We start from the raw sequence: 14,744 nt of genomic DNA on the forward strand, positions 1-14,744 counted from the left end.
TCCCTGATCACCGGAGCCCCGCCGTCCGGGGCCGGTCCGTCCGGGGCGCTCAGCCCTTGCCGCCGCCCCGTCCGACCAGCGAGAACACCACCAGCAGCAGCAGGAAGGCGAGTGAACCCCAGAGCCAGTAGACCGTGCCGGTCTCCTGCCACTTGCCCATGCCCATCACGAACAGCACCAGCCCGGCGACGAACGCCAACGCCCCCATGCCCCAGCCCCTCACCGAGTCCACCCCTCCGGTGAGATTATCTGCTGAATGCAGGGGGCGCGGTCTCCTCGCTCCGGCCCCGAGGGGGCCGCCGGGGGCCGCTCAGCGGGCCTCGGCCACCACCCGCAGCGTCCCGTCCGGCCCGGCCAGCAGCACCGGCGTACCGGCCCCGCCCAGGTCCCGCACGGCCGCCAGATCGGCCTCGGCGGGCTGCTCGGCCTCGCTCACCACGGCGGCCGCCTCCAGCGACTTCGCACCGCTGGCCACCGCCATCGCCACCGCCGTCCGCAGCGCGCTCAGCCGCAGCGACTCCAGCGCGACCGTCCCGGCCACGTAGGTGCGGCCGGTCTCGTCACGCACCGCGGCCCCCTCGGCCACGCCGTTGCGGGCGCGGGCCGAGCGGGCCAGGGTGATGATCTTCTTGTCTTCGGGGTCGAGTTCGACGATGTCACTCATGCCGCCGAGCATAGGCGGCACGCTCCCGGCGCCCTCGGTCAACCCGGCCCCCTCGGTCAACCCGGCCCCTCCGTCAACCCGGCTCAGTGGCCCACCGGGTGGGTGCGGCCGGGGTTCGGGTTGAGCACCTTGACGAAGGTCTTCGCGGCGCCGGACGGCAGCGGCTCCTCGTGCGAGGCCCGCTCGCGCCAGAACGGGTTGTCGTGCGGCAGGTGGCTGCTCACCCGGCCGTACATCCCGAAGGTGGTCACGACGATCCCGAAGACGAACGCGAACAGCACGTTCGACATCCGGAAGTTGAGGATGTTCGCGTCCGGCCGGCCGAGCACCGTCAGCCCGTAGAAGCCGGACAGGACGAACAGCACGCCGACCACCATGTTGAGGTTGGACGCGAAGTTCCCGCCGATCACCGCTCCGACCAGCAGGACCGCACCCGCCACGATGGACAGGATGCTCAGCGCCCCGTTGGTCGACAGCCCGGCGATCCGGTCACCGTGGGTGGCCAGGAAGCCGGGGTGGTCGGACAGCCCCAGGATCCCGAACACGATCAGGAAGATCCCCCCGAGCCCCGCCCCGACCCGCCACACCAGGGCGAGCCGTCGATCGACGGTCGGCAGTTCGTCTTGCAGCTTCATGGCGACCTCCAGAGCCCGGCCGTCGCCGCGGGGCACGGCCGGGAGGCACGGCTAGCTGTAGGGATGGCTCCCCTGCATGTGGGGCGTCTCGTGCATGTAGAGCGAGCCGCACTGCTGGCAGCAGCGCAGCCCGGTGCCCCATTCCTGCTCGGGCCGCGTCTCGGCGTCGTCGGGCATGCTCCGGCCGCAGAGCGCGGTCGACGGGTCCTCGTCCCGCACCACGTGCCAGGACTTGACTCCGCCGGCCGCCCCCTGCGGGCCGTACTCCGCGCGAAGTTTGTGCGTCATGCCCTCCATGGTCGCGCGGCGACCGCCCACCCGCTACTCGCCCGCGGCCCGCACCGTTTCCGACCAACGCACCGGCGAGGCGACCATCGAACCGATCCGGTTGCGGCGCCCGGCCGAGGACTCCGCGGTCAGCAGGATGCCGGTCAGGCCGTCCGCCGCCGGCTCGGGCAGCGGGATCTCGCAGGCCGACCCGGGGATCGGCACCCGGCCCAGGTGCTTGGCCAGCAGGCCGCCGACGGTCTCGACGTCCTCGTCCTCCAGCTCGATCCCGAACAGCTCGCCCAGGTCCTCCACCAGCAGCCGGGCGGTGATCCGGTACGAGCCGTCGCCGAGGTCCTCGACCGGCGCGATCTCCCGGTCGTACTCGTCGGTGATCTCGCCGACGATCTCCTCCAGGACGTCCTCGATGGTGACCAGGCCCGCCGTGCCGCCGTACTCGTCGATCACGATCGCGACGTGCGAGCGGCGCTGCTGCATCTCCCGCAGCAGGTCGCCGGCCGGCTTGGAGTCCGGGACGAACACGGCCGGGCGCATCACGGCGCCGACCTCCTCGGCCTCCGCCTCCCGGTTGATGTGGGTGCGGCGCACCAGGTCCTTGAGGTAGACGATGCCGACCACGTCGTCCTCGTTGTCGCCGACCACCGGGATCCGCGAGAAGCCCGAGCGCAGCGCCAGGGTGAGCGCCTGCCGGACGGTCTTGTGCCGCTCGATCATCACCAGGTCGGTGCGCGGCACCATCACCTCGCGCACGATGGTGTCGCCCAGTTCGAAGACCGAGTGCACCATCCGGCGCTCCTCGTCCTCGATCAGGTCGTCCTTCTCGGCGAGGTCGACCAGCGCCCGCAGCTCCGCCTCGGAGGCGAACGGCCCCTCCCGGTACCCCTTGCCCGGGGTCAGCGCGTTGCCCAGCAGGATCAGCAGCCGCGGGATCGGGCCGAGCACCGCGGCCAGCGGCAGCAGCACGAAGGAGGCCGCGGTCGCGGTGGAGATCGGGTGCTGGCGCCCGATGGTGCGCGGCGAGACGCCCACCGCGACGAAGGACACCAGCACCATGACGCCGAAGGCCAACAGCACGGCCTGCCAGGTCGGGTGGATGTTGCGCACGCACACCGCGGTGACCAGCACCGCGGCCGCCATCTCGCTGGCCACCCGGATCAGGGTGGCCAGGTTGAGGTAGCGGAACGGGTCGGAGGCGACGGCCAGCAGCCGCGCGGAGCCGCGCCGGCCGTTGCGCACGGCCTCCTCCGCCCGGAACCGGGAGACCCGGGAGATGCCCGCCTCGGCGCACGCGGCCAGCCAGCCCAGGACGACCAGGGCCACGGCACCGAGGATGAAGCTCGTACTCTCACCGCTCACAGGAGTTCGGGCCCCGCGCTCAGTGGGTGGTGGGGGCCGGGGAGATGCCGCCGAGGCCCCGGCCCGCCCGCCAGTCGTCCAGGATCCGCTTCTGGAGGGCGAACATCTCTTCCTCCTCCTCCGGCTCCTCGTGGTCGTAGCCGAGGACGTGCAGCACGCCGTGGACGGTGAGCAGCTGGAGCTCCTCGTCCATCGAGTGCTTGGAGGGGGCCGCCTTGCCCTGCTGCTCGGCGACCTCGGGGCAGAGCACGATGTCACCGAGCAGGCCCTGCGGCAGCTCCTCGCCCTCCTTGCCCGGACGCAGCTCGTCCATCGGGAACGACATCACGTCGGTCGGTCCGGGCAGGTCCATCCACTGGATGTGCAGCTCCTCCATCGCCGCACCGTCCACCAGGATCACGGACAGTTCGGACTGCGGGTGGATCCGCATCTTGTCCAGGGCGAAGCGGGCGACGTCGAGGATGGCTTCCTCATCGGCGTCCCAACCGGACTCGTTGGCGATGTCGATCGACATGACGGGCTGTGTGCTCAGCTTTCGGTGCGATGGGACTGTCGGGGTGCGCGCGCCGCGGCGGTCTTTCCGGGGCGCCGCTGGGCGGGCTTGCGGGGGGCCGGGGAGTTCTCCTCGGCCTCCTGCCGCGCGTCCCAGCGCTCGTAGGCGTCCACGATCCGGCCGACCAGCTTGTGGCGGACCACGTCGGTGCTGGTGAGGACGGAGAAGTGGATGTCCGGGACGCCGGCCAGGATCTCCTGGACGACCTTGAGCCCGCTGCGGGTGCCGCCCGGGAGGTCGATCTGGCTGGTGTCGCCGGTGACCACCACCCGGGAGTTGAACCCGAGGCGGGTGAGGAACATCTTCATCTGCTCGGGCGAGGTGTTCTGGGCCTCGTCCAGGATGATGAAGGCGTCGTTGAGGGTGCGGCCGCGCATGTACGCGAGCGGCGCGACCTCGATGGTGCCGGCCGCCATCAGGCGCGGGATGGAATCCGGGTCCATCATGTCGTGCAGCGCGTCGTACAGCGGGCGCAGGTACGGGTCGATCTTCTCGTAGAGGGTGCCGGGCAGGAAGCCCAGCCGCTCGCCCGCCTCGACCGCCGGACGGGTCAGGATGATCCGGTTGACCTCCTTGGCCTGGAGGGCCTGGACGGCCTTGGCCATCGCCAGGTAGGTCTTGCCGGTGCCGGCCGGGCCGAGGCCGAAGACGATCGTGTGCTTGTCGATCGCGTCGACGTAGCGCTGCTGGTTGAGCGTCTTGGGGCGGATCGTGCGGCCGCGGTTGGACAGGATGTTCGCGGTGAACACCTGGGACGGCGCCGGGCTGTCCGGGCCCTCCTCGCGGAGCATGGCGATGGAGCGCTCCACGGAGTCCTCCGTCAGGGGCTGGCCGGTGCGCAGCACCAGCATCATCTCGTTGAAGAGCTTCTGCACGAGGGCGACCTCGGCGCGCTCCCCGGTGGCGGTCACCTCGTTGCCGCGGACGTGGATGTCGGCGGCGGGGAACCCCTGCTCGATCACGCGCAGCAGCGAGTCCGCCGTGCCGAGCAGGGTGACCATCGGATGCTTCTCGGGGATGACGATCCGGGCGCTCACCCGGCCGTCGTCGGTCGGTTCGGGGCGCGACTGTCCATCGGTACGGGTCTGCGATGTGTCACTCATGGGTCGGCGCTGGGCCTGCCTCATCCCATCCGTGGTCTCGTGTGCCGCTCGGTCTCTCCGGGGCACCAGGGTACGCCGCGAGCGTGATCGCTGCGGCGGGCGGCGGGGCCGCACCCGACGATGCTGCGGCAGATCGCGGGGCGACGCGAGCCCTTTTCGCGGGGAGCCCGTGCGGCGTCCACCGCCGGCGCCGCGCCGTCCACGGGTGACGGCGGGTGCTCCACGGGTGACGGCGGACCGTTCACGGGTGGCGGCGAGCGGGGACGGGCACCCGGGCGAGGTCCTCGGCGAGCACCAGTTCCCCGTCGAAGTGCTTGCGGGCGTCGGCCAGGTGCTGGCCCAGGTCCGGGTAGCGCTGCGAGAAGTGGGTCAGCACGAGCGTCCGCGCCCCGGCCTCCGCCGCGACCTTGGCGGCCTGGCCGGCGGTGAGGTGGCCGTGGTCCTCGGCGAGGTGGGCGTCGGCGTCGGTGAAGGTCGCCTCGACCACCAACAGGTCGGCCCCCTCGGCGAGTTCGTGCACCCCCTCGCAGAGCCGGGTGTCCATCACGAAGGCGAAGCGCTGGCCCCGGCGGTGCTCGCTGACCTCGTCCAGGGTGACGGTGCGGCCGTCCACCTCGACCGCGCCCTCGTGCTGGAGCCGGCCCACGGCCGGGCCGCGCACGCCGGCCGCGGCGAGCCGCTCGGGCACCAGCCGGCGGCCGTCCGGCTCGGACAGCCGGTAGCCGAAGGACTCCACCGGGTGGTCCAGCCGGACGGCGTCCAGCGCGAAGCGGGCACCGGGCGCGGGCAGCGGGCCGGGCTCGTCGATCGGCCGCGGCCGCAGCACGGCGGTCTCGTGGTACGCGGTGGCGTGCCGCAGCCGCTCGAAGTAGACCTCGCCGGACGCCGGGAAGTAGACGTCCACCGGGTGCGGGACCCGGTCAAGGTTGATCCGCTGGATCACCCCGGCGAGGCCCAGGCAGTGGTCGCCGTGGAAGTGGGTCACCGCGATCCGGGTGATCTGGGTGGCCGAGACCCCGGCGTGCAGCATCTGGCGCTGGGTGCCCTCGCCGGGGTCGAACAGCAGGCCCTCGCCGTCCCAGCGGAGCAGGTAGCCGTTGTGGTTGCGGTGCCGGGTGGGTACCTGGCTGGCGGTGCCGAGGACGACGAGTTCGCGCTGGGACACCTGGGATCAGACCATGCTCTCGTTCATCGGCATCCCGCCGAGCACGTGCACATGGGCGTGGAACACGGTCTGCCCGGCGCCCGCGCCGGTGTTGAAGATCAGCCGGTAGTCCTCGATGCCCTCGTCCCGCGCCACCGCGCCCGCCTCGGCCAGCAGTTCGCCGGCGATCCCGGGCTCGGCTGCGCCCAGCGCCGCGGCGTTCGGGTAGTGGACGTGCGGGATCACCAGGACGTGCACGGGGGCCTTGGGGGCGATGTCGCGGAAGGCGAGGACGCGCTCGGTCTTGCGCAGCACGGTCGCCGGGATCTCGCCCGCCACGATCTTGCAGAACACACAGTCGGACTGCGGCTCGCCGGCCATCGGAATCTCCTCGGTTCGGTCGTCGATCACGGTTGCACGGGCCGTACGGGCGCAGCCTAGCCGAGCCGCCCGAGCGCCTGCTGGTACTCCTGCAGGTGCTTCCAGCGCACCGAGCGCATGCCGATGATGTCCCCCTCCTCCAGGTCGAACTCGTCGAAGACGAACGAGAGCACCAGGACGACGAAGCCGACCAGCCAGCGCCGGGTCAGCCGCCAGGTGTTGGGGCGCATCACCCGCTTGCGGCGCACCACCCGCATCGCCAGGATCCCCTTGCCCACGCTGAACCCGACCAGCCGGGCCAGCACCACCTGGTTGAGGAACGAGACCAGCACGCAGACGCCCAGGAACGCCGCCCAGAACGGCACCACCGGCCCGCTCGCGTGCTGGACAGCGTGGCCGGCCGCGGCCGCGACGGGCTTGGTACGACCCGCCGCGACGTCGGAGGCGACGGCGGCGGCGAAGCCCGCGCCCAGCGCGAGGCCAGCGTCCAGCACCATCGCCAGGAAGCGCCGGAAGCCGCCCGCCTCCCTGGGGCACGGCGGCAGCGCGGGCTGCGCCTGCTGCTGCGGATAGGGCTGCGGCTGCGGGGCCTGCCCGTACGGCGGCTGCGCCTGCGGGTACGGCTGGGGCTGACCGTACGGCTGGGGCTGCGGCGGGTACGGCTGCGGGGGCTGGGCGTACGGCCCCTGGCCGTACGGGTTCGGCCCCGGGCCACTCGGCGGGTACTGCTGCTGCGGGTACGGCTGGTTCTGCGGGTACTGCTGCTGTTGCGGGTACGGCTGTTGCTGCGGGTACTGCTGCTGCTGCGGGTACTGCGGCGGCGGATAGCCCTGTGCCATGGTGTGCTCCCCCGTGAGCCGTCGACCAGATCAAGATCGCGATCAAGAACAGCCCCGCATCCTACCCACGCCCCGGGGCGGGAGCCCGGCCGCGCCGGACCCCCGCGCCCCGCGGGGCCCCGCAGCGCCCCGCGCCGGCTACGCCCAGGGCAGCGGCGGCGCCGTGCGGGCCGGGGTGGCGGCCAGGGTGTCGAGGGCGATCCGCACGGCCTCGGCCAGCTGCGGGTCCTCCCCGGCCGCCCAGTGGTGCGGGGCGAACGGCACCTCGACGTCCGGGTCGACGCCGTGGTTCTCCAGGCCCCAGCCGTAGTTCTCCATCCACATCGCGTACTTGGGCTGGGTGACCAGGGTGCCGTCGACCAGCTGGTACCGGCTGTCGATGCCGATCACCCCGCCCCAGGTCCGGGTGCCGACCACCGGGCCGATGCCGAGCGCCTGGATGGCGGCGTTGACGATGTCGCCGTCCGAGCCGGACAGCTCGTTGGCGATCGCGACCACCGGCCCGCGCGGGGCGTCCATCGGGTAGGGCACCCGGCCCTTGGTGTCCCGGATCGCGTACCAGCCGATGATCCGCCGGGCCAGCTTCTCTATCACCAGCTGCGAGGTGTGGCCGCCGCGGTTCTCCCGGACGTCCACGATCAGGCCCTCCTTGGCCATCTCGGTGGAGAGGTCGCGGTGCAGCTGCGCCCAGCCGGCCGTCTGCATGTCGGGGATGTGCAGGTAGCCGAGCCGGCCGCCGGACAGCTCCCGCGCCTTCGCCCGCCGGCCGGCCACCCAGTCGTGGTAGCGCAGCGCCTCCTCGTCGGCGAGCGGGACGACCACGGGGTGGCGCCGGTCGCTGCCGTCCTTGCCGGCCACGGTCAGCTCGACCGGCTGCCCGGCGGTGCCGGCCAGCAGCGGCGCCGGGCCGGTGACCGGGTCGACCGGGCGGCCGTTGACGGCGAGCAGGGCGTCGCCCGGGCGGATCGCGGCGCCGGGCGCGGCCAGCGGCGAACGGGCCCGGGGGTCGGAGGACTCACCGGGCAGGATCCGGCCGATCCGCCACTGCCCGCCGTCCCGGACCAGGTCGGCGCCGAGCAGGCCCTGGCGCCGGGCGGGCTCGGTGTAGCGGCCGTACGGGACGACGTAGGCGTGCGAGGTGCCGAGTTCGCCGTGCACCTCCCAGAGCAGGTCGACCAGTTCGTCGTGCGAGCCGACCCGCTCGACCAGCGGCCGGTAGCGCTCCAGGACCCCGGCCCAGTCGACGCCGCCGAGGTCGGGGCGCCAGAAGTTGTCCCGCATCAGCCGGCCGTTCTCGGCGTACATCTGCCGCCACTCGGCGGCCGGGTCGACGGTCACCCGCAGCCGGGTGAGGTCGACGGCGGTCTCGTCGTCCTCCCCGCCGGACTTGCGGTCGGCCGGGACGATCCGCAGCTCGCCCCCGTCCAGCACCGCCAGCCGGGTGCCGTCCCCGCTGACCGAGAACCCGTCGACGCCGTGCACCAGTTGCTCGACCCGGCGCTTCCTGAGGTCGAAGCGCTCCAGCACCGGGCGGGGCCGGTCGTCGTCCAAGGAGGCGGCCTCGTCGCCGAGTTCGCCGAGCAGCGGCGCCCTGGTCCACAGCACCCCGTCCTTGGCGGCGCGCAGCGTGTGGAAGCGGCCGCCCTCGACCGGGAAGGGCACGATCCGGTCGGCGATGCCGTCCAGGTCCACCCGCACGGCCGGCACCGCCCCGTCCGCGGCCTCCTCGCCGTCCGCCGTGCGGGCCTTGGGCTCGTCCTCCTCCCCGACGGGCGCCCGCCCGGCCCGCTGCGGGCCGAACGGGGACGGCGTCTCGGCGGCGAGCGTCACCAGGTAGGGGCGGCAGCCGTTCGGGAAGGACAGGCCGAAGGCGTGGGCGTCGTAGACCGGGTCGAAGCTGCGCACCGAGAGGAAGGCCAGGTAGCGGCCGTCGGCGGTGAAGGCGGGCGAGGTGTCCAGGAAGCGCTGCGAGGTGACCTCGCCGACGGTGCGGGTGGCCAGGTCGGCCAGCACGATCTGGCGCAGCGAGTACGGGCCCATCCGGTGCACCGGGCGCGACCACGCCAGCCAGGCCGAGTCCGGGCTGAACACCAGGCCGCCGACCTCGCCGTCGGTGCTGCGGTCCAGCTCGTGCACGGCGCCGTCGGCCAGGTCGACCACCAGCACCCGGCCGTCGTGCACGCCGACCGCGGCCCGCCGGCCGTCCGGGGAGACCACCAGCGAGTTGACCCGGCCCAGTCTCCCGGCGGCCAGCCGGCGCCGCTCGGGGTCGTGCACGGCGGGGGCGTACTCCAGGGCGTCCTCGCCCTCGGCGTCGGACACCCAGAGCACGCCCTGGGCGCCGTCCTCGCCCGGCACCACCCGGGCCAGCCGGGCGCGCACACCCGGGGTCTCGTCCAGCACCCGGGCCGGGCCCTCGCGGTGGGTCAGCCAGTGCACGCTGCCGCGCACCACCACGGCGCCGGCCCGGCCGGTGCGGTCCGGGGCGACGGACTCCAGCCAGTGCGCGGCGTGCACCGGGTGGGGGCGGCGGCGGGCCCGCGAGCCGGCCGGGCGGACGTCCAGCCGGCGCGGGGAGGCGGTCTCCAGGTCGTCCAGCAGCCACAGGTCGCCGGCCCGGTGGAAGACCACCCGGGTGCCGTCGGTGCTGGCGTTGCGGGCGTAGAAGCCGTCCGGGTCGGTGCTGTGGCGGCGCAGGTCGGAGCCGTCGGGGCGGCTGGACCACAGGTCGCCGACGCCCTCGTGGTCGGACAGGAAGGCGATCCGGCCGTCGCCGTCCCCGGCCACCCAGAGCGGGGAGTCGAGCTGCCCGGCCAGGTCCTGGTGGATCCGGACGAACCGGTCCCGCCCGATCCACAACTTGCCGGCCCGGCCGCCCCGGTAGCGCTTCCACCAGGCCGGCTCGCGGTTGTTGACGGTCACCAGCAGCACCCTCCCCCCGGCTTCTGCCGCGGGGGCCCCGACGCCGTCCGGCTCGAAGGCGAGCCCGCCGACCGGCCCGTACGGCAGCCGCACCGGCTCGCCGCCGTCCAGCGGCACCGCGTGCGCCCAGCAGCGGCGCACCCCGGACTCGCCCGCGCCGGTGGTGGCGATCGGGCGCCCGTCGGCGGTCCACCCCTGCACCCGGGTCTCGGCGTTGCCCCAGTACGTCAGCCGCCGGGACGGTCCGCCGTCCACCGGCACCACGTGCACCTCGGGGGCGCCGTCCCGGGTGGAGGTGAAGGCGAGGTGGCGCCCGTCCGGGGAGAACCTGGGGTGCTGCACCGGCAGGTGATCGGCCGTCAGCCGCCAGGCCCGGCCGCCCTCCAGCGGGGCGAGCCACAGGTCGTCCTCGGCGACGAAGGCGACCAGGTCACCGTGCAGATGGGGGTGGCGCAGATAGGCGCCCGCGGAGGTGCTCAGGGAGTCCGTCACGCCGCCAGCGTAGGCAGGTGCGGGTACGAGCCGCTCCGTTTTCCGCAGACTCCCGGCGGGCGCACGGGAGTTGCCGGTGGGGTCAGGCCCAGCGGCCGGTGCGCCCCAGCAGCAGCGCCCCGGCGGCCACTCCGGCGGTCGAGGTGCGCAGCACCGAGGGGCCCAGCCGGTACGGCTTCGCGCCGGCCTCGGCGAAGGCGGCCAGCTCCTCCGGGGAGACCCCGCCCTCCGGGCCGACCACCAGCACGATGTCCCCGCCGGCCGGCAGCGCGGCGTGCGCCAGCGGCTCGGCGCCCTCCTCGTGCAGCACCGCGGCGAGCGCGGCGCCGGCCAGCAGCGGCGCCAGCTGCCGGGTGGTCATCGGCTCGCGCACCTCGGGGAAGCGCAGCCGGCGGGACTGCTTGCCCGCCTCCCGGGCGGTGGCCCGCCACTTGGCGAGCGCCTTGGCGCCGCGCTCGCCCTTCCACTGGGTGATGCAGCGCGAGGCGGCCCAGGGGACCACCACGTCCACGCCGACCTCGGTCATGGTCTCCACGGCCAGCTCGCCGCGGTCGCCCTTGGGCAGCGCCTGGACGACCACGATCCGCGGCGCCGGCTCCGGCTCCCGCCGCACGGCCTCCACCGTGACCTCGATCGCGTCCTTGCCGAGCACCGCGGCGACGGTGCCGTCCACGCCCAGCCCCAGCCCGTCCGCCAGGGTGACCGCCTCGCCGGCCGCCAGCCGCTTCACCGCCGCCGCGTGGCGCCCCTCGGGCCCGTCGAGCCGCAGCACGGCCCCGGGCGCGGCGGCGGCGATCCGCTCGGTCTCGACGACGAAGACGGGCGCGGTCATGGCGGGGAACCTCCTGGGATGGAACGGGAACACCGAAGGGGTGCCGGGGATCCTCCCCCGGCACCCCTGGGCGGACGACTACCGGCCGTTGAAGGCGTCCTTCAAGCGTGAGAACAGGCCCTGCTGGCCCGGCGCGAACTGGCCGGACGGCCGCTCCTCGCCGCGCAGCACGGCGAGCCGGCGCAGCAGCTCCTCCTGCTCGGGGTCGAGCTTGGTGGGCGTCTGCACCTCGACGTGCACTATCAGGTCGCCCCGGCCGCCCCCGCGCAGGTGGGTGATGCCCCGGCCGTGCAGCGGGATCGACTGGCCGGACTGGGTGCCGGGCCGGATGTCGACCTCCTCCAGCCCGTCCAGGGTCTGCAGCGGCACCTGGGTGCCGAGCGAGGCCGCCGTCATCGGGATGGTGACGGTGCAGTGCAGGTCGTCCCCGCGCCGCTGGAAGACCGTGTGGGTGGTCTCGGCGATCTCGACGTACAGGTCGCCGGCCGGGCCGCCGCCGGGGCCGACCTCGCCCTCGCCGGCCAGCTGGATCCGGGTGCCGTTGTCCACGCCGGCCGGGATCTTCACGGTCAGGGTGCGGCGGGCCCGCACCCGGCCGTCGCCCGCGCACTCGGGGCACGGGGTCGGCACCACGGTGCCGAAGCCCTGGCACTGCGGGCACGGGCGGGAGGTCATGACCTGGCCCAGGAAGGAGCGGGTGACCTGGGAGACCTCGCCCTTGCCGCGGCACATGTCGCAGGTCTGGGCCGAGGTGCCGGGGGCCGCGCCCTCGCCGCTGCAGGTGGTGCAGGTGACGGCGGTGTCGACCTGGAGTTCCTTGGTGGTGCCGAAGGCGGCCTCCTCCAGGGTGATCTCCAGCCGGATCATGGCGTCCTGGCCGCGGCGGGTGCGCGAGCGCGGGCCGCGCTGGCCTGCCGCGGCGCCGAAGAAGGCGTCCATGATGTCGGAGAAGCCGAAGCCCGCCGCGCCGGCGCCGAAGCCGCCCGCGCCACCGCCGCCCGGCGACAGCGGGTCACCGCCCAGGTCGTAGACCTGGCGCTTCTGCGGGTCGGAGAGCACCTCGTAGGCGGCGTTGATCTCCTTGAACCGCTCCTGCGTCTTCGGGTCCGGGTTGACGTCCGGGTGCAGTTCGCGTGCCAGGCGCCGGAACGCCTTCTTGATCTCGTCCTGCCCCGCATCCCGTCGGACGCCGAGTACCGCGTAGTAGTCCGTGGCCACCAAATGCTCCGCTTGTTCCGCCTGTAGTAGTGCTGCGACTGGACGCCGGCCGTCGGATTTCCAACGGTCGGCCGTGTGCTACGACTCGGCCAGGATCTGGCCCACGTACCGTGCCACCGCCCGCACCGCCCCCATTGTGCCCGGATAGTCCATCCGGGTCGGACCGATCACACCCAGCTTGGCCACACTCTCGTCGCCCGAACCGTAGCCGACCGAAACGACCGAGGTGGAATTCAGCCCTTCGTACGCGTTCTCCCGCCCGATCCGGACCGTCATCGCGGCGTCCGTGGTCTCACCCAGGAGGCGGAGCAGGACGACCTGCTCCTCCAGGGCCTCCAGCACCGGCTGGATGGTGAGCGGGAAGTCGTGCCCGAAGCGGGTCAGGTTGGCCGTGCCGGCCAGCATGATCCGCTCCTCGTTCTGCTCGGCGAGCGCCTCAAACAGCGTCGCCAGGACCGTACTGACGGTCGGCCGGTCGGCCGGCTCGAAGGCCGCCGGGAGCTCCTCCAGGAGCCCCGGGACGTCCGGCAGCCGCTGGCCGGCCGCCCGGGTGTTGATCCGCGAGCGCAGGTCCGCCAGGACCGTCTCGCCGACCGTGCCCGGGCAATCGACCATCCGCTGCTCGACCCGGCCGGTGTTGGTGATCAGCACCAGCATCACCTTGGCCGGGGCCAGCGCCACCAGCTCGATGTGCCGGACGGTGGAGCGGGTCAGCGAGGGGTACTGCACCACGGCGACCTGGCGGGTCAACTGGGCGAGCAGCCGCACCGTCCGGGTGACCACGTCGTCCAGGTCGACGGCGCCGTCCAGGAAGTGCCGGATCGCCCGGCGCTCCGGGGAGCTCATCGGCTTGATCTCGGCGAGCTTGTCGACGAACAGCCGGTAGCCCTTGTCGGTGGGGATCCGCCCGGCGCTGGTGTGCGGCTGGTGGATGTACCCCTCCTCCTCCAGCGCCGCCATGTCGTTGCGCACCGTGGCCGGGGACACCCCGAGGTTGTGCCGCTCCACCAGGGCCTTGGAGCCGACCGGCTCCTCGGTGCCCACGTAGTCCTGGACGATCGCGCGCAGCACGGCGAGCTTGCGGTCGTCCAGCTGGCGGACCTCACCGGCCATGGGGCACGCACCTCCGTCTTCGCACGTTGTCCGTCTGTGATGCTGCGAGCCGCTCCGGGGAGGACCCCGACCCTGGCACTCTGCACGCACGAGTGCCAAAACCGTACCTGCCAGTGTACGGCCCGGGTCGTACCGCAGGAACGGCCCGGCCGGGGTGATCCTGCCCGCAGTTCCGGACGGCCACCGCGACACTCCGCGTGCGCGGGTGGTGCCCCGGGGCCGTCCGGGTGGCAGCATCGAAAGCGACGGCGAACGGAGGAGCAAGCGATGTCGAGCTCGGGCCAGCACACCCGTTTCGCGCCCGACCGCGGCCTGACCAGCCGCATGGTCGGGACGATGTTCGTGATCGGGCTGTTGTACGTCGGTTTCACGGGCCTGCTGATCGCGCTGCTGCGCGGGGCCTGGCCGCTGATCGTGCTGATCTCCGGCGGGCTGTTCGTGGCCCAGTTCTGGTTCAGCGACAAGATCACCGAGCGGGCCATGGGCGCCCACCGGGTGACCGAGGAGCAGTACCCCCAGCTGCACGGCACCATCGACCGGCTCTGCGCCCTGGCCGACATGCCCAAGCCCCGCGTGGCGGTCGCCGACAACGACATGCCGAACGCCTTCGCCACCGGCCGCAACCCGCAGAACGCCGTGGTGTGCGTCACCACCGGCCTGCTGCGCCGACTGGAACCCGAGGAGCTGGAGGGCGTCCTGGCGCACGAGCTGTCGCACGTCGCCCACCGGGACGTCGCGGTGATGACCATCGCCGGCTTCCTCGGCGTGCTCGCCGGGGCGATGACCCGGGTCGCCGTGTACGGCGGGTTCATGGGCGGCAACCGCAACAGCAACGACCAGAACGCGGCCATCGCGGCGCTGATCATCCCGCTGGTGTCGATCGCGGTCTACGCGATCAGCTTCCTGCTCACCCGGCTGCTGTCCCGCTACCGCGAACTGGCCGCCGACCGGGCCGCCGCCCAGCTCACCGGCCGGCCCAGCGCCCTCGCCTCGGCGCTCACCAAGGTCACCGGGCAGATCGCCGCCATCCCCACCGAGGACCTGCGCCGGGCCCAGCCCTACAACGCCTTCTACTTCGCCCCCGCGCTGAGCGCCAAGGAGACCGCCTCCCAGCTGCTCTCCACCCACCCGACGCTGGAGAAGCGGCTGGCCCAGCTGGCCGAGATCTCCGAGCAGCTCGGCCGCTGACCCCCCTGGGCTCCGG

At 73.5% G+C, this 14,744-nt stretch carries 15 protein-coding genes; 1 reads left to right on the forward strand and 14 read right to left on the reverse strand.

Annotation, left to right across the window (positions count from 1 at the left end; genetic code table 11):
- Positions 1-49 precede the first annotated feature (49 nt).
- The 14 genes from ACFV8H_RS20500 to hrcA all read right to left on the reverse strand — a co-directional run bounded on the left by ACFV8H_RS20500 (position 50) and on the right by hrcA (position 13,540).
- Positions 50-208, reverse strand: a complete 159-nt coding sequence (locus ACFV8H_RS20500) for a hypothetical protein (protein ID WP_380401729.1) — start codon at positions 206-208, stop codon at positions 50-52.
- A 102-nt stretch (positions 209-310) separates the two neighbouring features.
- Positions 311-676: a cytidine deaminase gene (locus tag ACFV8H_RS20505; RefSeq protein WP_375892472.1), complete on the reverse strand. Its 366-nt coding sequence runs from the start codon at positions 674-676 to the stop codon at positions 311-313.
- Positions 677-747: 71 nt separating this feature from the next.
- Positions 748-1,299 carry a DUF4383 domain-containing protein gene (locus tag ACFV8H_RS20510; RefSeq protein ID WP_380401732.1) on the reverse strand — a complete coding sequence of 184 codons (552 nt, stop codon included), beginning with the start codon at positions 1,297-1,299 and terminating at the stop codon, positions 748-750.
- Positions 1,300-1,350: 51 nt separating this feature from the next.
- The gene (locus tag ACFV8H_RS20515; protein ID WP_380401735.1) at positions 1,351-1,587 is read right to left on the reverse strand and encodes a hypothetical protein; all 237 of its coding nucleotides are present in this window, start codon (positions 1,585-1,587) and stop codon (positions 1,351-1,353) included.
- 33 nt (positions 1,588-1,620) lie between these two features.
- Positions 1,621-2,943, reverse strand: a complete 1,323-nt coding sequence (locus ACFV8H_RS20520; RefSeq protein WP_380401738.1) for a hemolysin family protein — start codon at positions 2,941-2,943, stop codon at positions 1,621-1,623.
- Between the two features lie 19 nt (positions 2,944-2,962).
- A complete protein-coding gene (ybeY, locus tag ACFV8H_RS20525; protein ID WP_030061268.1) occupies positions 2,963-3,457 on the reverse strand; it encodes an rRNA maturation RNase YbeY in 495 nt (164 codons plus the stop codon).
- Positions 3,458-3,471: 14 nt separating this feature from the next.
- Positions 3,472-4,497 (reverse strand): PhoH family protein, encoded by a 1,026-nt coding sequence (locus ACFV8H_RS20530; RefSeq protein ID WP_380401790.1) that lies wholly within the window; start codon positions 4,495-4,497, stop codon positions 3,472-3,474.
- Between the two features lie 343 nt (positions 4,498-4,840).
- Positions 4,841-5,764, reverse strand: a complete 924-nt coding sequence (locus tag ACFV8H_RS20535) for a ribonuclease Z (protein WP_380401741.1) — start codon at positions 5,762-5,764, stop codon at positions 4,841-4,843.
- 6 nt (positions 5,765-5,770) lie between these two features.
- On the reverse strand, positions 5,771-6,124 hold the full coding sequence (locus ACFV8H_RS20540; RefSeq protein ID WP_380401793.1) for a histidine triad nucleotide-binding protein: 354 nt from the start codon (positions 6,122-6,124) through the stop codon (positions 5,771-5,773).
- A gap of 56 nt (positions 6,125-6,180) precedes the next feature.
- Entirely contained in the window at positions 6,181-6,963 is a 783-nt protein-coding gene (locus tag ACFV8H_RS20545) for an RDD family protein (protein ID WP_380401744.1), read from the reverse strand.
- 138 nt (positions 6,964-7,101) lie between these two features.
- Positions 7,102-10,377, reverse strand: a complete 3,276-nt coding sequence (locus ACFV8H_RS20550) for a S41 family peptidase (protein WP_380401747.1) — start codon at positions 10,375-10,377, stop codon at positions 7,102-7,104.
- Between the two features lie 82 nt (positions 10,378-10,459).
- Complete coding sequence (locus tag ACFV8H_RS20555; protein WP_375892458.1) at positions 10,460-11,209, reverse strand: 16S rRNA (uracil(1498)-N(3))-methyltransferase; 750 nt, start codon at positions 11,207-11,209, stop codon at positions 10,460-10,462.
- A gap of 78 nt (positions 11,210-11,287) precedes the next feature.
- Positions 11,288-12,427: a molecular chaperone DnaJ gene (gene dnaJ, locus ACFV8H_RS20560; protein WP_188304451.1), complete on the reverse strand. Its 1,140-nt coding sequence runs from the start codon at positions 12,425-12,427 to the stop codon at positions 11,288-11,290.
- A gap of 78 nt (positions 12,428-12,505) precedes the next feature.
- Entirely contained in the window at positions 12,506-13,540 is a 1,035-nt protein-coding gene (hrcA, locus tag ACFV8H_RS20565) for a heat-inducible transcriptional repressor HrcA (RefSeq protein ID WP_375892457.1), read from the reverse strand.
- 267 nt (positions 13,541-13,807) lie between these two features.
- Between hrcA and htpX the strand changes: the two genes are divergently transcribed.
- Positions 13,808-14,728, forward strand: coding sequence for a zinc metalloprotease HtpX (gene htpX, locus ACFV8H_RS20570; RefSeq protein ID WP_380401751.1), 921 nt, complete (start codon positions 13,808-13,810; stop codon positions 14,726-14,728).
- Positions 14,729-14,744: the final 16 nt, after the last annotated feature.

The sequence above is a fragment of the Kitasatospora sp. NPDC059827 genome (assembly GCF_042731675.1).
In the GTDB taxonomy this organism is placed as follows: domain Bacteria; phylum Actinomycetota; class Actinomycetes; order Streptomycetales; family Streptomycetaceae; genus Kitasatospora.